This is a genomic window from Selenomonas sp. oral taxon 138 str. F0429 (assembly GCF_000318175.2).
Lineage (GTDB): Bacteria > Bacillota > Negativicutes > Selenomonadales > Selenomonadaceae > Centipeda > Centipeda timonae.
The window spans coordinates 1-19,218 of the sequence record NZ_KB290949.1 but is presented as its reverse complement, the minus strand read 5'-3'; the positions used below and the strand labels follow the sequence as shown (position 1 = coordinate 19,218).

General features: G+C 49.6%; 17 protein-coding genes and 2 pseudogenes. 13 read left to right on the top strand and 6 right to left on the bottom strand.

All coding sequences use genetic code 11. The annotated features are described in order from the left end of the window. A pseudogene (locus HMPREF9163_RS11940) lies at positions 1–191 on the top strand (recombinase family protein); the annotation flags it as partial. Between the two features lie 243 nt (positions 192–434). Here the strand turns inward: HMPREF9163_RS11940 and HMPREF9163_RS09520 are convergent. Genes HMPREF9163_RS09520 through HMPREF9163_RS11535 form a run of 6 tightly spaced genes read right to left on the bottom strand, consistent with a single transcriptional unit; the run spans position 435 to position 8,583 of the window. Next, positions 435–2,063: a class I SAM-dependent methyltransferase gene (locus tag HMPREF9163_RS09520; protein WP_037346894.1), complete on the bottom strand. Its 1,629-nt coding sequence runs from the start codon at positions 2,061–2,063 to the stop codon at positions 435–437. Positions 2,064–2,076: 13 nt separating this feature from the next. Beyond that, positions 2,077–5,079: an Eco57I restriction-modification methylase domain-containing protein gene (locus tag HMPREF9163_RS09515; RefSeq protein WP_009441561.1), complete on the bottom strand. Its 3,003-nt coding sequence runs from the start codon at positions 5,077–5,079 to the stop codon at positions 2,077–2,079. After that, positions 5,063–5,293, bottom strand: a complete 231-nt coding sequence (locus HMPREF9163_RS09510) for a helix-turn-helix transcriptional regulator (RefSeq protein WP_009441560.1) — start codon at positions 5,291–5,293, stop codon at positions 5,063–5,065. Before HMPREF9163_RS09510 ends, HMPREF9163_RS09515 begins: the two co-directional genes overlap by 17 nt. Positions 5,294–5,305: 12 nt before the next feature. Next, complete coding sequence (locus HMPREF9163_RS09505; RefSeq protein ID WP_009441559.1) at positions 5,306–7,123, bottom strand: AAA family ATPase; 1,818 nt, start codon at positions 7,121–7,123, stop codon at positions 5,306–5,308. Positions 7,124–7,127: 4 nt separating this feature from the next. Then, positions 7,128–7,577 carry an ABC-three component system middle component 2 gene (locus tag HMPREF9163_RS09500; protein ID WP_009441558.1) on the bottom strand — a complete coding sequence of 150 codons (450 nt, stop codon included), beginning with the start codon at positions 7,575–7,577 and terminating at the stop codon, positions 7,128–7,130. Then, positions 7,570–8,583, bottom strand: a complete 1,014-nt coding sequence (locus HMPREF9163_RS11535) for an ABC-three component system protein (protein ID WP_009441557.1) — start codon at positions 8,581–8,583, stop codon at positions 7,570–7,572. Before HMPREF9163_RS11535 ends, HMPREF9163_RS09500 begins: the two co-directional genes overlap by 8 nt. 425 nt (positions 8,584–9,008) lie before the next feature. Here HMPREF9163_RS11535 and HMPREF9163_RS09485 point away from each other — a divergent pair, with 425 nt between their 5' ends. The 12 genes and pseudogenes from HMPREF9163_RS09485 to HMPREF9163_RS09430 form a co-directional block, all read left to right on the top strand. Continuing rightward, the gene (locus tag HMPREF9163_RS09485) at positions 9,009–9,503 is read left to right on the top strand and encodes an RNA polymerase sigma factor (protein WP_009441555.1); all 495 of its coding nucleotides are present in this window, start codon (positions 9,009–9,011) and stop codon (positions 9,501–9,503) included. A 78-nt stretch (positions 9,504–9,581) separates the two neighbouring features. Then, positions 9,582–9,794: a hypothetical protein gene (locus HMPREF9163_RS09480; RefSeq protein WP_009441554.1), complete on the top strand. Its 213-nt coding sequence runs from the start codon at positions 9,582–9,584 to the stop codon at positions 9,792–9,794. Then, positions 9,772–10,281, top strand: a complete 510-nt coding sequence (locus tag HMPREF9163_RS09475) for a siphovirus Gp157 family protein (protein ID WP_009441553.1) — start codon at positions 9,772–9,774, stop codon at positions 10,279–10,281. Before HMPREF9163_RS09480 ends, HMPREF9163_RS09475 begins: the two co-directional genes overlap by 23 nt. Positions 10,282–10,299: 18 nt before the next feature. Beyond that, positions 10,300–11,301 carry an ATP-binding protein gene (locus HMPREF9163_RS09470; protein ID WP_009441552.1) on the top strand — a complete coding sequence of 334 codons (1,002 nt, stop codon included), beginning with the start codon at positions 10,300–10,302 and terminating at the stop codon, positions 11,299–11,301. A gap of 15 nt (positions 11,302–11,316) precedes the next feature. Beyond that, positions 11,317–11,817, top strand: coding sequence for a hypothetical protein (locus HMPREF9163_RS09465; RefSeq protein WP_009441551.1), 501 nt, complete (start codon positions 11,317–11,319; stop codon positions 11,815–11,817). Positions 11,818–11,832: 15 nt separating this feature from the next. Beyond that, positions 11,833–14,457 (top strand): DEAD/DEAH box helicase family protein, encoded by a 2,625-nt coding sequence (locus HMPREF9163_RS09460; protein ID WP_009441550.1) that lies wholly within the window; start codon positions 11,833–11,835, stop codon positions 14,455–14,457. Between the two features lie 16 nt (positions 14,458–14,473). Further along, complete coding sequence (locus tag HMPREF9163_RS09455) at positions 14,474–16,522, top strand: AAA family ATPase (protein ID WP_009441549.1); 2,049 nt, start codon at positions 14,474–14,476, stop codon at positions 16,520–16,522. Positions 16,523–16,704: 182 nt separating this feature from the next. Beyond that, a complete protein-coding gene (locus tag HMPREF9163_RS09450; protein WP_009441548.1) occupies positions 16,705–17,172 on the top strand; it encodes a RusA family crossover junction endodeoxyribonuclease in 468 nt (155 codons plus the stop codon). 17 nt (positions 17,173–17,189) lie between these two features. After that, positions 17,190–17,702, top strand: a complete 513-nt coding sequence (locus tag HMPREF9163_RS09445; RefSeq protein ID WP_009441547.1) for a DUF4406 domain-containing protein — start codon at positions 17,190–17,192, stop codon at positions 17,700–17,702. Between the two features lie 2 nt (positions 17,703–17,704). Next, the gene (locus tag HMPREF9163_RS09440; RefSeq protein WP_009441546.1) at positions 17,705–18,115 is read left to right on the top strand and encodes a DUF1492 domain-containing protein; all 411 of its coding nucleotides are present in this window, start codon (positions 17,705–17,707) and stop codon (positions 18,113–18,115) included. Positions 18,116–18,313: 198 nt separating this feature from the next. Next, positions 18,314–18,670: an HNH endonuclease gene (locus tag HMPREF9163_RS11835; protein WP_037346889.1), complete on the top strand. Its 357-nt coding sequence runs from the start codon at positions 18,314–18,316 to the stop codon at positions 18,668–18,670. Positions 18,671–18,907: 237 nt separating this feature from the next. Then, positions 18,908–19,218, top strand: a pseudogene (locus HMPREF9163_RS09430) (terminase); the annotation flags it as partial.

Here is a 19,218-nt window from a genome sequence, read left to right as displayed (position 1 = left end):
ACGGCTTCAACCAGATGATCGAGGATGCCCTTGCAGGAAAGATTGACCTCATCATCACCAAGTCCGTCAGCCGATTTGCAAGAAACACCGTAGATTCACTCCAAAACGTCCGTAAACTCAAGGAACATGGCGTAGAGATCTATTTTGAAAAAGAGAACATCTGGACATTCGATACGAAAGGCGATGTCTTACGCTCCGCTTTGATACAATGCAACGATAGGGGGCGAGCCGCCAGACGGCTTGATATATGGGCTTTCTGCCGATGGCTGCCTTTGGGCAGCTTCTTAATTTTCTCAGAAAGTGGAAGAGGAAGAGCGACTGGGGGCGTACTCTATTAACGATGAATACTCTATTAACGATTGCTTCTGCATATCGTTAATAGAGTATTCATCGTTAATCGGGGATCAGGAGTAAAAAATTACGCAAATAGAAGATTATCTGCGATTTAGTCTCCTTTGCTGCAGTTTTTTCCAGATAGTTCGGCATTGTGTACACCATTCCGGTGGAATGTTTAATGTGTTGATCAGTAGTTCTTGATCTACTGTATCTAATGCAGATTCAATATCTTCACCATTCCGTAAAACAAGATCAATATAGTTAAGCAACTTAGAGCGTAAATTGGAATCAATTTGCTCGATCCGTGGAAGAAGAATATTACCCATTTCTTTCGGCAATATCTCCAATACACCTCCGCCATAACTTCTGCCACAAAGTTCAGTGAAAGCAAATGAGATGCTGTTATAATAAGATAATAGAGCATTTTCAGGGATTACGCCGGGATGGAATTTTATACGGTGCATTGTATCAGTTGAAACAGCATCGCATAGATTTAATACGAACTTTGGATATAGATTGTTTCGGCGCAAGAAAAATGCGTCAGGTATCCAAACAGATGGAACAATGTACCAAAAATCCCTTATTCTGCATTTGTATCCATGGTTCTCTCCATGCACTTCGCCCAGCTCAATATAATCCTGATGTTTTTGGGGATAATTGGCAACTGGGATATGATCAGGAAAACAAATCAGACGAGCACGTTTTCCTGATGCTTTGTTTTTTTCCCAGTCATATCTGGTAAAGAAAATACCGTGAGCGTGGGAACTTCTACCAATAAGAGGGCGTGTGACATCATATAGTTGATATTGTTGGCACAGTTCCTCTGTGATGGAGAAATATTTATTGTTACCTGTCGTTATACCAACGTTAATAACCCCCAAATCAGCGAATTTGACAAACCGTGGATCAGATTGGATTTCCTTAATTAGATGAATTTCTTGGACAGTAGTAAAATATGCTGTCCATTTTTCTTTCACATGACGTATTTCCTGAAAGTCATATTGATCGATATACGTCTTGGAGAAATCAGCTAAATCATTCATGGAAATAATACGAATCCCTTCGTCATTTACGCCTTTTTCCGCGATAAGTACAACGATTTCCTGTTCAATATCCGGAAAAACCAATTGCTCAAACGTAATTAGTGTAATTTTTGCAAAACGATTAGAAAGGAACTCTCTCAATTCCTCTGCATATGCCACCTGCAAAATTTCAGCTGGTAAAACAAATGCTAGTTTCCCTTTCTTCGAGAGCATTTGCGTACAAGCTACTATGAAAGCAACCCATGCGTTGATTAATTTATTGGCTTTCATACCATTATTTGACAATATTTCGGACAGCATTTCGCGCTGTGCTTCTGTCAGATACTGGTAGCGAATATACGGCGGATTACCAATAATCAAATCAAATTGATTATTATTTACAACACGTGCATAGAATTCAAAGAAGTCTTCATTTAAAATATGTACCCCCTCATATTCTTTGTAGAGCTGCATCAACTTTTCAGTTTCACTCGTTTCAATTTCAACGGCATCAACCGAGTCAATTCGCTCCAACAATCCGAGTTGCATCATACTATCGAGAAATACACCGTCTCCACAACTAGGTTCCAAAACAGACTGTATGCCCTCATGTGCGATAAGATTAGTCATAGCATTGGCAAGAGACAAGGGGGTATAGTAGGCACCCCGTAATTTTTGCGAGGAACTGTGTTCCTTTAATCTCATGATGTAAACCTCATTATTGGTTAAAATCGAGTCTATATACCCTTGCAATTAAGCCATGAATTTTCTCAATAAGCAAGTTTTTTTGTTCTATAAGCACAGATTTGACACGTTTTGGGCAAGGCTCATCCAGTTTATCGTTGATAGTGTAAATTCGATGAGTGAGGCTGACTACGGTGTCATAAATATCTTTTTGTGCTTTGTTATTTAAATCTAGTTTGACGAAGGGGAGTGTTGAGAGCGTGAAAGTTCCGCGGGCATAAAATCCATTTTCAAAATCGCTCCCGACTATCTCCAAGATTCGCTCTGTAATAGGGTGGGAAAGCCATGCTTGAATGTATTCAAGTGAATATGGACTGTCAGGTTTTTTCGCAATTGCACAGTATCCTGCAGTTCCCCCAGATGCAATCAACATATCATTTTCGTCCAGTATATACATAGGCTCCTTGCTCAACACTCCAACGATGAGTTTTGGAGTGTTGATAAAAGCAGTTAGAGATTGTGTTCTGCCATATTGATACCATGTATCTAGAGTGGCATTAGGAACATCGCGTACGCCAGTTGGGCAGACACAGCGCGGAAGAAGCCGATCATAATATGCACTCAAATAGCTGAATACGCCGGGGTATTCTTTACGCATTTTTTCTATACGAATCAAATGACCGTCTGGATCATATGGAAAAATAATTTGCTTATCGGTCTTTAGCTTGCTATATGAGTTGAGACCTTTTTCAACCTGCTTGGATGGTTTGAAATAAGGGCGCAACAAATCCTTTTCAATCGTATAGGTGGTTCCACCTCGTTTAATCTCAATGGCGTACTTGTCCTCCGAAACAACTTCATCCGAAGAAAACCAATAAACAGGTATTGGTCTCTCTGCACTTGTTTGGATGCCGTTGAAAATATCTACATATTTGGTGAGAGGTACAGATACACTATCAAGTTTTCCAAGCATGGAAATGAAATCCATATCTGTTGTCAGTCGCCACGGTAGACTATTCAACGAAGTAGATGATAACTCAATTGAAGATATTCCTTCACCAACCCATAATTTGCTTATTGAATCGGTGGTGGAATATGAGAATTTTTGTTGGCGGCTTTTTTGGATTAAGACAATTGCGCTATATATTGTCTTATCCTCAAAAAGTTGTGCGTCACCGAAATCATCTAAACTCACAAGCATATGATTTTTTGCAATTAGTTCGCGTAATTTTTTGCCCGAACCAATCTTAAAGAATTTATTTGGGACAATATAGCATACATATCCATTTGCAGAGACTTTGCAAATAGCCTGTTCCATAAAAAGATAATATTTATCAAACTGCTTATATGCCGATTTATATTTCTTTTTATATAGAGTTATTTCGGCGGAAGGCAACAATGCATGCATTTCCTCCGTTTTCACATAAGGTGGATTACCAATAATGACATCAAACGAGCGTCCTGCATTTATACTTTTCCAGTCAAACGGTGCAATACGAGTAATGTCTTCATCGAAAACAGTCGTATTCTCTAGATCATCAAAGGAAATCAAGGAGTTTCCAAAACGGATATTCTCATCGAGAGTTGGCAAAATTGGCGTGATATCAACAACCGAGGGCGCGGTTTCATTTTCGATCAGCTTTATGAGCAGGGAAAATTTTGCGACCTCTATTGCGTGAACATCAATATCTATGCCATAGATACATGATGTGAGAATGGCTTTTTTTTCTTCCAAGGGAAGTTTATAGCGGTTTGTTCCGATTTTGATAAGATGGTCGTTTTTACCAGATTTTAGATATTGCTGAATGCAATAATCCTGTAGGAACTCAAATGCTTCTTCCAGAAATATGCCAGATCCACACGATATATCGCATATGCGGAGATTATGGATATCCTCTGGAGATTTCCCAGCGCAAACTTTTGATAGCGTTTTGTCCACTATATATCGTACAATTTCTGTTGGTGTTGTTACGACAGCTCGATTTTGGCAGGATGTTTTCTTTCCAAGTCCAATCGAGCCATCTTCTAATAGGATTAGTTCCTCCGTTAGGAACATCTCGTAGATTTTTCCGAGCAGGTTCGGCTCAATTATATTAAACAGATATGGACTTTGCGGATAATATAGCCCATGGATCATGTCAATAATAACATTGCTGGAAAGGTCGAATATAATATCTTCGCCAGAGAACATCCCCGAATTATATCTTTTGTCTGCTGCACGGAACAGCTCTTCTAACTTATGTTGAATATGCAAAGGGTCATCAATCGCATCTGCTAATTTATGATAGAGAGGAAGATTTCTGTCTTCGCAAATTCGAATAAAAACAATTTGATTGATAAACTCCTGAACAACATCATTGAGAAATTCCAAAGATGCATATTTCCCCTTGCGGACGTAAAGCTCATTGCTTAGTGCAATTCGCCATGTATTGATTTGGGACAAAAATATTCTGTCGACTTGTTGCTTTTTTTCCTCTTCTAGCGCAAATTGAGTATCAGTAAACTTATCGAATTGTCCAGAATAAACGGCTTTTTGTGAGATTAGAGATATCATTTCATCTAGTTTGTTCACATACTCTGTAAAATGATATATGCGATAACGTGCAACTGAGCAGGCATCATCTTCTTTGGGGATGTAGCGAGTATCGTATATAAGTAAATACTCAAAATTTGTCAAAACGGCAATTTTATGATTGGCATTCCAACCATATCGCCTAGTTTGGTATGCTGGGCTGTTTAGAGCAGAAATATCGACAGACGGTTTTTTTGCTTCGACAAAAAACTTAGTAACACCACGCAGTGTCATAGTGTAATCTGGGCGATCTGTCGTGGTGGAATAATTTTCTGCTATGACTTCACGATATTGTGGCAAGAGACCTTTTTCGTTTGAGACATCCCAACCCAAAATATTTAGCAACGGATCAATATATTCAATGCGACACGAATGCTCATTGTAATTATTCTTTTTGTCTTTGTAATATGAAATGCTTTCCGAAAACCGTTGAACGAGGTTTTGCAACTTATCTATTTTGTTCATGTTTCGGACTCCCTTCTTTTACGGACTCCATAATATCTTCAATATTGCAATTGAGCGCCACACATATCTTCAGCAAAATATCCGTGGTTATATTCTCTCCCTTGCCCAGTTTGGCGATGGAGGCGGGGCTGATGCCTGTCGCTCGCCGGAGATCCTGCCGATTCATTCCTTTGTCGATCAGGAGCTTCCACAGCCTGTTATAAGTTATTCGCATATCCGTCTCCGCTTACTCTACGCCATCCAGAAAACCGGGACGGCCTTCCGTCAGCCCCTTGGTGAAGGTGATAACATTGGCTCCTGCTGCCTCATAGTCCAACTCCGGCAGATTCTTTGAGTTTTCAATGATAATCAGCTGTCCCTCCTCTTGGTGGTTCATGAAATAGCGGAAGAGTCCGGCTCCCATGCTTTTCGGGTCAGAATCCTTTACGCCTTGGTCAAGACCAAGAAGCGGCGTATCAATGATGAGGAAGCCCGGATAATATTTGCCTTGGTGGGCAAGATAGTGACGGAAGGTAAGGGCGGTCACACTATTGACAAAGGACGTATATCCCTGCCCTTCATGGGCAGATTTTTTATGCCCATCAATCTCTATATCAAAATTGGAGATATTGAAATTGGCAACAACAGGCTCCGTCGAATAGCTGCATTCAAGGAGGATGTCCTTGTAATATTGGTTGATGATTTTTTTGAAATCGTCATCAAAATGCTCTCTGGGATGATACTGCAACGCAGATTCCGGCTCGATCGGAGGATTCCTTAAATCTGCCTCCCAGCCGACTGCAAAATCGTCGATTACGCTCATCTCGCGCTTTAATTGCAGGAAGTTTTTGTAGTCTGCGAGTGATTTGCGCATCGCCTCTGCCTTGGGACGCAGTTCCTGTTGAATGTGGCACTCGATGCTGTCCTTCTCGGCATCGAGTTTTGCCATCTCCTCTGACATCCACCTCATTTCCTCGGCGAGGGATTGTTCCGCTTTCGTCAGATCATTCATCTGAGTCACGATGCGGGACAGTTCGCCACGGGCAGATTCGATGTAGGTTTCATCATCCTTGGGCGTGAAATGACTCTCACAGAAGGGGCAGACCGTGTTCTTATCGTGCGCGTTCCGTTCCATCTCGCCGTCGGCAATAAAGGTCAGCCGCTTGATGTCGGCTGTGTACTGGCTCTTGAGGGCAGCGTACCGGGACTTCATCAGTTCCGCCTCGGTCATTTTCTCCTGTAGTTCGCTGATTTCCTGTACCAGTTCCTGTCGGCGGGAGAGAGCTGCAGAGATCGCAGATTCTGTCTGCTCAATCCCTGCAATGAGGGCGGTCATCTGCTGCTCCACATCAATGCCCTGAAACGCCGTCATCTGTTTTTGCAGCACCTTCTTCTTCTCATAGATGTTGCTGATCTGCCTGTTCACATATCTTAAAATGGCATTTCGCTCTGTGATGCGGATTTCCTTCTTGGTCTGCTCATCGTGCTCGGGAAAATTGGAGCCGGTCATCAAAAATAGCAGGGAAGAGAGAAAGACGGTCTTTTGAATGCTTTCCTTCGGCTCCAACACGGATTCTACCTTGCCGATGTCATTGTTGAGAAAGAGCAGCATGTGGAGGATGGTTCGGAGTGTCAGTGGTGCCCGCTTGAAATCGATGTTCTTGATCACCATGCAGGGGACGGGAATCCCCATTGCGTTCAAAAGCAGGTCACTCAGCACAGGCAAGCCGTTTCTTTGACTCTGACTGTATTTCAGATTGTATTTGTCACTCATCATGCCGGGGATGTTGGTTATCACGTCCACTTGATCCTTGTGAAATTTACGCGTGATACTGATCGTGCCATCGGCAGCCTGCACCAGAAGTTCCACTTCGTCATAACCAAAAGTCTCGTCTATGGGGAAGTCACCCATTTTGCCAAGAGCAAAATCAATACACCGAGCAACGGCGGTCTTCCCGGTATTCGACCGCCCACAGATGATGTTCAGACCGGGGGTGAAATCCACGAAAGAGTCGCGCTTGCCTATGCCTCTTGCCGTGACACGGCTAAAATATATTCCGGCCATCCATTTATCTCCTCTTTAGCGCGTCCATCGCCTGTCGCGTAATCTTTGAAAGCAAAGACGCATCGGATGTTTTTCCAAGCATTCGGTGTGTCTTTTTTACTGTCTCCATATATGTTGCAGCGTATTCGGACTGCATGGATTTCACGAACTCACGGCCGCGCTCATTCAATCCGAACAAGAATCCTCTGGGGGAATGCTCTACGGCAGCAAAGTCGTCCAGCAGGAGGGATTTCAATGCGCCGTTCAATTGCTCCCGTTTGGCGGAGAATTCGCTGAAGCTGAACTGGTTCTCGCCATGCAGGTTTTGTTCTGCTATACCGAAATCCCGTCCATAGACTGTCATAAGATCATACGCCGCGATGCGGTCAATGGTTATGGAACGCGGCTTTACGGCAGAGAGGATGAGTAAAATGCGAAGTGACACCTCAAAGGTCGTATTGAATAGTTTAGGCATCGGTGTTCACCCACGATTTGATTCGCGCATCGTCCACCAATATATGGCAGACGCCCTTTCGGGTTTTGTTCGTGATAAAACCCTTGATATTGACGAGGTTCGACTTGGCAAGTTCCGTACTGGTGATTTTCTTCAACACTTCCCGCAGACGGACGTAGCCCGTCTCGTAATCCTCATCAAAATACACCATCTCGATGCCGTCATAGGCATCGTCCTTCAGTGCGGAAAATTGCCGCTCTCCGTCCACGAAGGCATCCCGCACGCTGCGTTCGATGCTTTTTGCATCGAAATATGCCTGACGCTGCAGCTCTAAATGCCGCTGTAGTTTCTCCGGCAATTCGCCTGTGGTTTTTGGTGTGACATCCTTTGCGAGCTGCTCCGCATACACCTCGCAGAGCGCATGGATATACGGGAGCGTGGCTTCGTTGATGTCCCCATGAGGTTTTATGGAGGGATGCAGTTTGATGACATCGCCACCGGGCAGATAGACCGCTCCGTCCGCATAGCGGGCGGGTTGAATCGGGACGGGAGGTATAACTTCGCCGACCTCGTTCCTTCCTTCAAAGAGATCAATTTCAACACCGGGGAGCTTTCGTAGCTCCGCTTTGATGATGCTGCAGAAAATCTCGGCGCACGTCTCGTCCACATTGTCTGTGGTGCAATCTACCCCGTATTGAGAGAGGTCGGTGCACAGATTTTTGCGGGCATCGAAGGGGATATCCGCAGCTGCTTCCAAGAAGCGGCTTTTGTCGAGATTGGCATGAACCGCCCGCAGGGCAGATTCCGGGATGTCTCTCTTTCCCTTGTACATTTTGTAGGCGGCACTTTTCTCAGATTCCTTGCCGAAAGGGTAGTACTTGTCGTCATCGTCCAGACCAACCTCGCGAGAAGAGATCGGTTCCTTCATAAAGAGAGCGAAGAAGTAGGTGCAGAAACTCGGTATCGATTTGTTCTCCGCACCAACGTACTTTCTCATGATCTGTAAAAACAGACTGATGGTTAACACAAAACTCCCCCTTCGCGAAAAGTGGACAGAGTCTGTCCGCTCCCGTCCACCGGAGTCCAATTTTCGAGGGAGCAGATTTGGTATGCTTTACCCGGATGGTGAGAGAACATCATCGCACATAAAACACAGTTTCTATTATATCAGCAGTAAGGGGGAAAAATCTACATTTTTGTTAATGGAATTTATGTGAATGTGAACATTCACAAGCCGTAATTGTAAATCTTGTAAATTTCTCAATGCCTTGAGATGGCCATTAGGGGCGGCGGGAACGCACGAAGAGACGAACTGCGCGAGCAGTATTGGCACTTCGGTGTTTCCACCGTGACTTTTTGCGCCCATTTTCAGGCGAAAGAGGCCGGTGTACATCGCGTGCATCGGCCTTTTGTGTTCCTGCCGCCCGCATCCAAGGCGGAAAGGACACGACCATGAAAATTGCTCTGTATTACGAAGACAAGCTCCATCCGACTGTTTTGGAAGTTCCCGAGGAGGAATGCACCGTCATGGTGGAGACGGACTATCGGCAGCGTCTGGATGAAGCCGAGGACAAGACCTCGGTCAAGCGGCGCACGGCACAGGAGATTTTGGATGCCGAGGTCAATGCCCCTACATTCTGCAGGAACCGGACCGAGACGCGCCGTCATGTCCACTTGTCTGTTGATGATCTTGACGGCCGGAGGGCGGATGCCATGCCCGATGTGCCGACGGCTTTGCTCGGCGCGGATTATTCGGAGCTTCATCACGCCATCGCGCAGCTTCGACCTCAGCAGAGGGAACTTTTGCGGCGCGTGTTTTGGGAAGGCGTGCGTCAGGCAGAGATCGCGCGTCAGGAGGGCGTATTGGAAAGCACCATATCGGAGCGGATGCGGCGCATCTATCAGCGGCTCAAAAAAGTTTTGCCTGACAAGAAAAAAATTCTATGAAACCATGAAGTTTTGCGTTTCCCGTGGCTCTTAGGTGAAGGGCAACATCAAAGCGCCTTTCGGAAAGGATGAATCACGATGCATCACACACTTAACATCAAGGTGTCCAGGGAGCGCCTGAGCGGTGGAATCATGGCCTGCCATCGGCTGACGATGCGGGAGCGTCTGCTCCGCTTCTTCTTTGGCAGTCCCGTGAAGCTCACGGTGATTGTGCCGGGAGATTCCGTGGACGAGGTAGCTATCTTCGAGAAGGGGAAGGAGGGTGCATATGCCGGCACGACCGCTTTATGAGCTTGCCGCAGGCTTCAACGCACTCTTCGATCTCGTCTTGGACGAGTCGATGGATCTGCAGCTCTTGGAAGAGGGGCTTCAGTCCATCGAGTGCGCCCTTGAGGAGAAATGCGCGAACGGAATCGCGCTCATCAAATCTCTGGAAGCGTATGCGGAGGCATACAGTAAGGAAGAGAAACGCTTTGAAGCGCAGCGGCAGATATTAGAGAACCGCATCAAACGCATCAAGGAGTGGTACCGGCAGAACCTCGATGCGATGGGGAAATCCAAAGTTCCCACGAGGTATGGTGTCATGAGCGTTCAGAAGAACGGCGGCAAACAGCCGCTCAAGATTGACAATGCCGCACTTATCCCGGACGCCTATCTCATTACTGTGCCGGAGCATAAGGACGTGAACCGCGAGGCACTCTATGAAGCTCTGAGCGGCGGCGAGGAAGTTCCCGGCGCCCACTTGGAGACGAGAGGACGAAGTCTTCGGATTAAGTGAGCAGAAAGGAGATACGCAATGCTGAACATCACCAAAGGGAAAATTGACCGCGCCCAAAAGGTGGTCATCTACGGGGCTGAGGGAATCGGTAAGTCCGGTCTTGCCGCCAAATTCCCCGATCCGCTCTTCATCGATACGGAGGGAGGAACGGCTCACATGGATGTGCGCCGTATCGAGAAGCCGCAGTCTTGGGAGGAAATGCTCTCCGTGGTCAAGGAGGTGGCAGCCACAAAGGATGTGTGCAGGACGCTGGTGCTGGATACCGCTGATTGGGCAGAGCAGCTCATCGTCAGCTACCTCTGCACAAAGTACAAGCAGAACTCCATCGAGTCCTTCGGCTACGGCAAAGGATATACCTACTTGGGCGAGGAATTTGCAAGGCTTCTCAGTGCATTTGATTCGGTACTGGCCTCCGGAGTGCATGTGGTGGTCACAGCACACGCCAAGATGCGGAAGTTCGAGCAGCCGGATGAGATGGGCGCATACGACCGCTGGGAAATGAAACTCAGCAAGCAAGTGGCGCCGCTTCTCAAGGAATGGTGCGATATCCTGCTCTTTTGCAACTATCAGACCTTTGTGGTCACGTCGGAGAACAACACGCAGAAGGCGCGGGGCGGCAAGCGGGTCATGTACACATCCCATCATCCCGCATGGGACGCAAAGAGTCGTGTGCCGCTTCCGGATGTCTTGGAACTTGACTACAGGCATATCGCCCATATCTTCTCGTCGGAGCAGACGCCGGCATCCGCTCCCGTCACGCAGACAGCGGCAGAGGGAGCATCAGAGCCTCTGCCGAAAGACCGCGCGGAGGACGAAAGTGCTGCCGATGTGTTCCGCAGCATTTTGCAGAAGAAGGGCGTCACCGAGGAAGAAGTCCGACAGGTGGTGGCCGCCCGTGGGAAATACACCTTGGAAACGCCGATTGACGATTACCCCGAGGAGTTCTTGTACGGCTATGTCATCCGCTACTGGGATCAGATTTTTGACATCATTCAGCAGAACCGTAAGGCGAAAGGCTAAGGGAGGAAATACATCATGGCAGATTTTGTCAACAACAACGTGGGTATGGATTGGACTGACACCATTGAAAGCGATGGTCAGGAGTTCATTCTCCTGCCCGAAGGGGATTACAACTTCGTGGTGTCCGCTTTTGAGCGGGGGCGTTTTCCGGGGAGTGCCAAGATGCAGGCCTGCAACAAGGCTACGCTTACTCTGCAGGTAGAAACGAAGCAGGGCGTCGCCAGTGTCCGCACCGACCTCATTTTGAACCGCCTCGTGGAGTGGCGCATCTCGGCGTTCTTTCGCTGCATTGGCAGGAAGAAGCACGGCGAGCGTCTGGCGATGAACTGGAACAATCTCGTGGGAGCCAAGGGGCGGGCTCATTTCAGACCCCGCAAATATACCGACCGGGACGGCAACGAGAAACAGACCAACGATGTGGATCGTTTCTACGATTATGACGAGAAGTTCTTTTCGGTCGAGGACTCTGCAGACTTCGGCGGGATTCCCGTCAGCGCGGCGGACATTCCGTTCTGATGGGAGGACAAGCAAGTGGAACTTAGACCGTATCAGGCCGAGGCGAAACAGGCAATCCTGTCCGAGTGGAGCGAGGGGCGTCGCAAGACGCTCCTTGTCCTGCCGACGGGATGCCATGCCCAGGGAGAGAAAGTTCTCCTCGCCGATGGCCGCAGCAAAAAGGTGGAAGATGTACAGGTAGGGGACCAACTCCTCGGTGCCGATGGGAAGAAGCGCACGGTACTAGTTCTCCACCGTGGAAAGTCTTTGATGTATCGGATCGTCCCCATCAAGGGCGAGCCGTTCACCGTGACAAAAGACCATGTGCTTACGCTCGTCCGCACAAGGGAATGCAGCAATCCCCAATATCCCTCTCAGCGTCATGCCGGGGAATTGGTGGATGTGACGGTAGCCGAATGGCTCCGCTGGTCAGAAAGCAAGAAGCATTTGCATAAGCTGATTCGCTCCGGGGCAATCCAATCGTTCCCTGCCCACAGGAATGCGCGAACGGAAATCGACCCCTATTTTCTCGGCGTGATTCTTGGGGATGGCTGTATTGTCCACGGTGTCAGCGTGACGACGCCGGACAAGGAAATTAGGCACGTCATTTTTCACCAGGCAGATGTATGGAATCTGCGCCTTCGGACAGAGCCGGCAGGAAAAGCCACCACCTACTTTCTCGTTTCCGAAAGGGGACGCAGGAGCAATCGGTTGATTAAGGCATTGCGCCGATTAAGGCTCTACGGAGGTCGCGCCGGAGATAAGTTTGTGCCGGACGCATATAAATACACCGATTTGGCGAATCGGCTTGAAATTCTCGCAGGCCTCTTGGATACCGATGGTTACTACATTGATAAAGGCTACGACTACATCTCCAAGTCAAGAAGGCTGGCAGATGATGTGGCGTTTCTCTGCCGCTCCGCAGGCCTTCGGGCATCGGTAAAGCCGTGCATCAAGGGGTATCGGGACTTTACGGGCGCGTATTATCGCGTTTCCATCAGCGGAGATTGTTCCATCATCCCTTGCCGTGTGAAACGGAAGATTGCCGACAAGCGTCAGCAGAAAAAATCTGTTTTGCGGACAGGTTTTCATGTACAGCCGGCAGGCTGCGGAGAATACTACGGCTTTACCGTGGACGGAGACAACCGTTATCTGCTGTCGGATTTCACCATTACCCATAACTGCGGCAAAACCATCGTGTTTTCCGCACTTACGCAGGAGCAAGTAAAGAAAGACCATCGTGTTCTCATCATGGCGCATCGTGGGGAACTTCTCACCCAAGCCGCTGACAAGCTGAAGATGCTCACGGGACTTGATGCAGCATTTGAGCAGGGAGAGAACCGCAGCCTCGGCAGTTTCTTTCCCGTGACAGTAGGATCGGTGCAGTCCCTTTGCCAAGAGAAGCGGCTTTCGATGTTTCCGCAGGATTACTTTCAGGACATCATCGTGGACGAGGCGCACCACGCACTCTCGGAGAGTTATCAGCGTGTGCTCGCGCATTTTCCGGATGCCAATGTCCTCGGCGTAACGGCAACACCCGACCGTGGAGACAAGCAGACACTCGGCACATTTTTTGACTCACAGGCTTATGAGTATTCCATGAGCCGCGCCATTCGGGAAGGGTATCTCTCTCCCGTCAAGGCACGGATGATTCCTTTGCAGCTGGACATCAGCAAGGCCGGAATCTCCGGTGGGGATTACAACGCGGCGGACATTGGCTGCGCCTTGGAGCCATATCTCCATCAGATTGCAGACGAGATGGCGCGTTACTGCAGGGGCAGAAAGACCGTAGTCTTCCTACCGCTCATCGCCACATCGCAGAAGTTCTGTCGGATGCTGAATGACGTCGGCATGAGGGCGGCGGAAGTCAACGGCATGAGCGATGACCGTTCGAAAATCCTCGCAGAGTTCGAGCATGGCATGTACGACGTGCTGTGCAACTCCATGCTCCTTACAGAAGGTTGGGACTGTCCCGCTGTGGACTGCATCGTAATTTTGCGCCCCACCAAAGTGCGGAGTCTCTATCAGCAGATGGTGGGACGCGGCATGCGGCTCTTTCCGGGCAAGGAGAACTTGCTCCTGTTGGACTTTCTCTGGCTGACGGAGCGTTACGATCTCTGCAGACCATCGGCTCTCATTGCCAAGGACGCGAACATCGCCGCAATGATGGATGAAAACCTCCGAAATGACGAGGAGGTGGATATCCTCGAAGCCGAGGAGGACGCAGAGCGGGACGTGCTGCGTGAGCGGGAGGAGGCACTTGCGCGGGAACTTGCCGCGATGCGGAGCAAGAAGAAAAAACTTGTCGACCCCATCCAGTATGCCCTCTCCATCGCCGCCGAGGATCTCACAAGCTACGCGCCGACCTTTCCTTGGGAAATGGGACCGCCGTCCGAAAAGCAGATTGCCTTCTTGGAGAATCGCGGCATCCTGCCAGATACCGTGGGAAATGCGGGGCTTGCCTCGCTTCTCATCGACCGTCTGAAACGGCGGCAGGAGGAAGGACTCGCCACCCCCAAACAGATCCGCTGCTTGGAGCGTTACGGCTTTCGGCGCGTAGGCACGTGGCAGTTCGATGCAGCCAGTGCTCTGATCTCCCGCTTGGCGATGAATCATTGGTGCGTCCCCCAGGGGATGACGCCGTCTGTATATACACCGTGAAAGGACGTGATTTTTCATGGACAAGAATATCTTGTCGGCTTTGAAGTACATCAACGTTGCAGAGGTTGATCGCGCCACATGGATCTCGGTAGGTATGGCACTCAAGGAGGAAGGATATCCCTGCTCCATCTGGGACGATTGGAGCAGGAGTGACAAGCGTTACCATCCCGGCGAATGTGAGAAGAAGTGGGAGGGCTTTAACGGCACGGCCACTCCCGTTAAGGGCGGAACGATTGTGCAGCTGGCAAAAGAGCGCGGCTGGATTCCCTATGCCGGAGAGGATGGCTGCATGGCATGGGACGATACCATTGAGTATGACGGCAACGACGGCTTCAACGGCTTTGCCCATCCCGATGCGTGGAATCCCGTGCAGGACTTGATCGACTATCTTTCCCTGCTGTTTGATCCTGCTGACCGAGTGGGCTATGTCACGGGCGATGTGTGGCAGGACGGTGAGGGGAGGTGGCTGCCCAGTAAGGGCGTATATGACCGCACGGCAGGGGAGCTGATCGCATCCCTCAAGAAGCACGCCGATGACATCGGAGCGACCGTCGGCGACTGGAAACCGGAGGTGGGCGGTTGGATTCGGTTCAATCCGCTGGATGGTGAGGGCGTGAAAAACGACAACGTCACCAAATTCAAGTATGCCTTGGTGGAATCCGACACACTTCCCATCGCCGAGCAGGATGTTCTTTTCCGCAAGCTGGAACTGCCGATTGCAGCTCTGGTGCATAGTGGAGGAAAGAGCCTCCATGCCATAGTGCGTGTGGATGCTGCTGACTATGAGGAGTATCGAAAGCGCGTGGCTTTTCTCTACGACTTCATGGAAAAGCAGGGCGTCCCCATCGACAAGCAGAACCGCAATCCCTCCCGGCTTTCCAGAATGCCGGGGCTTACTCGAAACGGCAATCGCCAGTACCTCGCCGCAACGAACATCGGCAGGAAGTCATGGACGGAGTGGATGGACTTCGTGGAAGGAGTGACGGATGAACTGCCTCCATTGGAATCTCTCGCCAAGTACAAGGATAATCCGCCGAAACTGCCGGAGGAGATTATAAAGGGAATCCTGCGCCGTGGCCACAAGATGATTATTTCCGGATCGTCCAAGGCGGGAAAGTCCTTTCTCCTGATGGAACTTTGCGTCGCCATAGCCGAGGGGGCGAAGTGGCTCGGATTTCCCTGCCGCAAGGGGCGTGTGCTGTATGTCAATTTGGAGATTGATCCGGCAAGCTGTATCACCCGATTCCTCAAGATTTACGAGGCATTGGGGCTTCCCATGAATGACTCAGAGAACATCATCGTGTGGAACTTGAGAGGCTACGCTGTGCCATTAGACCAGCTTGTGCCGAAACTCATCCGCCGGGTGCGCGACCAGCATTTGGATGCCATTGTTATCGACCCCATCTACAAGGTCATCACGGGGGATGAAAACAACGCGTCCGAAATGGGGCAGTTCTGCAACCAGTTTGACAAGATTTGCACGGAGACCGGCTGTTCTGCGATTTATTGCCATCACCATAGCAAGGGAGCGCAGGGAAACAAGCGGGCGATGGACAGGGCTTCCGGCTCCGGCGTATTTGCCCGCGACCCAGATGCCCAGCTTGACATGATCCAGTTGGAACTCACGGATGACATCAAGAACAATCTGCGGGACGGTCACGCTACGGCTTGGCGACTGGAATCCAATCTCCGTGAATTTGCCAACATAGAGCCGGTAAACTTCTGGTTCGAGCATCCCGTGCATCGCATTGATAACAGCGACGAATTGGGCAGCATTCCCGCCATAGGAAGTATGGCAGCGAACCTCTCACGCAGCAGCAAGCGGACGACCGTCGAGGAACGCAAGGCTGCCCTGGATACGGCTTACGAGATCTGCTCTATCAATCCTCCCGTGAAAATCAAGGACATTGTGGAGTACACGGAACTCAACGAGAAAACCATTCGCCGTTATCTTGCCGAATTCAGCGACAGCTACTGGATTGAAAACGGCGTGGTGGGGAAGAAGAATACGCAGGGACAAAGGGAGAAAAAACCTATGGGCAAGGATGAGGCGGACAAAGGATAAATTTCCTATTGGAAAACTCTCAGGGACAAAGGCTTATAAATAAAGAGTGTCTGTCCCTGCTGTCACCAGTGTGGGGAGGGCTGCAGTAGCCTGCCCTCCCCCACACGGGATGACAGTGACGAAACCTTTGACCGAAATGAAAACATAATCGAAAGAAATTTTCAATAAGGAGTATACAGAATATGAGATTTTTCCTCGACATCAATCCTCCTACGGCGACCGCACAGGAGAAATCCGTGCGGATCGTGGGTGGCAGACCGATATTTTACGACCCGGCTCCCCTGAAGAAAGCAAAGGCACTTCTGATTGCACATCTCGGTAACCATCGTCCGATAGTGCCGATGGAGGGAGCCTTGGAGCTTCGCACCACATGGCTTTTCCCGGTGGGCAAGTCCCATAAAAGCGGCGAGTGGCGCACGACCCGCCCGGACACCGACAATCTGCAGAAAATGCTCAAGGACTGCATGACCAGGTGCGGCTACTGGAAGGACGATGCCCAAGTAGTGCGGGAGATTGTGGAAAAGCAGTGGGCGGCAGAGCCGGGGATTCACATTGAGATCAAGCAGCTGGGGCTTCAGCGCACATCGAACCGCAACGGGGAAGGCTACAGCGACCCTACAGCAAGAGACGCGCTGAGGCACTGCAAGTAAGAAAGGAGCAGATCGCTATGAACATGATTTATATTTCCCATCCCTATACGGGAGCTGAAAAAGAGAACCGCAAGGCAGCAGCGGCGATTGCAGCAGAGTTTTCCAGGAAATACCCGCATATCTTGTTCGTTAATCCGCTGGATGCCATGCGGCACTTGAAGGCCGCCAAGATTCCCTACGATGCGGTCTTGAAGCAGTGCAAAATGCTTCTCGGCAAATGCGACGGTGTGATCATGGCAGGAAACTGGAAGGACAGCAACGGCTGCATGGAGGAATATCTGTACGCTGCTCATCATCGGCTGACAATTTGGGAAGGTACAGAGGAATTTGACAGCGAGGAAGTCATGCACCATGACCGCTGCGGAACGCATGCGTCTTGCAAAAAATGTATCTGCACATCCTGCGCCCATCGACTTACATGCTGGAACTGCAACGACTGTGTGCAGGAGGCGGGGCAGACTGCTCCCATAGGATATACAGGTGGCGACGTTTGGCAGCCGGGCTGCTCCCGCTACGAAAAGAAGGTCTGATCATGATGACCGCTAAGGAATATCTGAGCCAGGCATTCAAGATTGACAGAAAAATAGACAGTATGTTGGAACAGTCCGTGCGGCTGCGCAGCATGGCCACCAAGACCACCACCGTCCTTAGTGATATGCCGGGGAGTGCTACGAAGAATCCGCACAAGCTTTCCGATGTGGTGGTGAAACTGGTGGAACAGGAGGAGGAGATTGATCGGGAGATTGACCGCTTGGTAAGTCTCCGCGCCGAGATCTATGGCGTGATACAGGCTGTGGAGGATATGGATGAGCGGCTGGTCTTGGAGATGCGCTACATGGGGTATCACACGGTCACGGAGATTGCCAGGCGCATGGAAGTCGGGGAACGGCAGATATACCGTATCCATGAGCGCGGCTTGCAAAGTGTGGTCGTTCCTTCATGAAGAGTAGGAAATGTCATGAAATGTCAGGGAATGTCATGAAATGTCAAAAAGCGGAAAAATGTCACAAAATGTCAGTGAATGTCAGGTTGATGTCAGTACGACCGATGTGATATGATACACTCAGCAAGAATAGGATATGGAATCAGCCTTCTCGGAGAAGCAATTCTCCGCGAGGGCTTTTTTGATGGAGGTGAAGCGATGCCGAGAAAGCCGAAGCGACCCTGCCGCATGACAGGCTGTCCGAACCTTACGGATCGAAAAAGCTGCTACTGCGAGGAGCACGAGAAAGTCATGCAGCGACACTACGACCACTTCACGCGTGGGTACGATCAGCACGAGAGGTATGGCAGCGTATGGCGCAGGATTCGTGACCGCTATTTGTCAGCGCATCCGCTGTGTGAGTGTTGCAAGGAGCGGGGCAGATACGTTCTCGCGACGCTTGTGCATCATATTCGACCTCTCGCCGACGGTGGCACGCATGACGAGAGCAATTTGATGTCGCTCTGCGTATCGTGTCATGAGCGGATTCATCAGCGCGGTAGAGGCGAGGGATAGTCCCTAGGGGGCGGTTAAATCTCCAAAACCGCGCCATTACTGGACCGGGGAGGGGGCGTACAGAAAAATTCGCATAACTTTTAGGCCAGTTAGAGAGATAAGTTTTGCCAGCGTGATTTTTCGGTGGGAAGCCATGCACAGCGGGGAACGACGGGCATTTGAACCGCTCGATAAAACAGTCCAAATGCTGAAACTTATGCTCAAAAAAGTTTTGAAAAGTTTTAAGGGGGGAAACGTATGGGGCTTAGAGGACCGCAGCCCGGCACGGGAGGAAGACCAAGAAAATCCTTGGCAGAAAAAGTGACCGAGGGCAATCCCGGAAAGCGCAAGCTGAAGGTATTGGACTTTGAGCAAATCGCAACAGAGCCGGAGGGCGTGGATATGCCGCCTCCCAAGGAGTTTTTATCGGCTGTTCAGCGTGACGGCTCAACGCTCGCGGCGAGTGAACTTTACAAAGAAGCGTGGGAGTGGCTCAAGCGGCGCGGATGTGCGGAACTGGTATCTCCTGCGCTCTTGGAGCGATATGCCGTGAGTGCGGCACGTTGGAT

Coding starts and splice junctions, on each gene's coding strand:
- HMPREF9163_RS09455 (WP_009441549.1), top strand. CDS start 14,474: ATGGACAAGAATATCTTGTCGGCTTTGAAGTACATCAACGTTGCAGAG.
- HMPREF9163_RS09485 (WP_009441555.1), top strand. CDS start 9,009: ATGAAAATTGCTCTGTATTACGAAGACAAGCTCCATCCGACTGTTTTG.
- HMPREF9163_RS09515 (WP_009441561.1), bottom strand. CDS start 5,079: ATGAACAAAATAGATAAGTTGCAAAACCTCGTTCAACGGTTTTCGGAA.
- HMPREF9163_RS09475 (WP_009441553.1), top strand. CDS start 9,772: ATGCCGGCACGACCGCTTTATGAGCTTGCCGCAGGCTTCAACGCACTC.
- HMPREF9163_RS11835 (WP_037346889.1), top strand. CDS start 18,314: ATGCCGAGAAAGCCGAAGCGACCCTGCCGCATGACAGGCTGTCCGAAC.
- HMPREF9163_RS09500 (WP_009441558.1), bottom strand. CDS start 7,577: ATGCCTAAACTATTCAATACGACCTTTGAGGTGTCACTTCGCATTTTA.
- HMPREF9163_RS09445 (WP_009441547.1), top strand. CDS start 17,190: ATGAACATGATTTATATTTCCCATCCCTATACGGGAGCTGAAAAAGAG.
- HMPREF9163_RS09505 (WP_009441559.1), bottom strand. CDS start 7,123: ATGGCCGGAATATATTTTAGCCGTGTCACGGCAAGAGGCATAGGCAAG.
- HMPREF9163_RS09465 (WP_009441551.1), top strand. CDS start 11,317: ATGGCAGATTTTGTCAACAACAACGTGGGTATGGATTGGACTGACACC.
- HMPREF9163_RS09470 (WP_009441552.1), top strand. CDS start 10,300: ATGCTGAACATCACCAAAGGGAAAATTGACCGCGCCCAAAAGGTGGTC.
- HMPREF9163_RS09510 (WP_009441560.1), bottom strand. CDS start 5,293: ATGCGAATAACTTATAACAGGCTGTGGAAGCTCCTGATCGACAAAGGA.
- HMPREF9163_RS09520 (WP_037346894.1), bottom strand. CDS start 2,063: ATGAGATTAAAGGAACACAGTTCCTCGCAAAAATTACGGGGTGCCTAC.
- HMPREF9163_RS09440 (WP_009441546.1), top strand. CDS start 17,705: ATGATGACCGCTAAGGAATATCTGAGCCAGGCATTCAAGATTGACAGA.
- HMPREF9163_RS09480 (WP_009441554.1), top strand. CDS start 9,582: ATGCATCACACACTTAACATCAAGGTGTCCAGGGAGCGCCTGAGCGGT.
- HMPREF9163_RS09450 (WP_009441548.1), top strand. CDS start 16,705: ATGAGATTTTTCCTCGACATCAATCCTCCTACGGCGACCGCACAGGAG.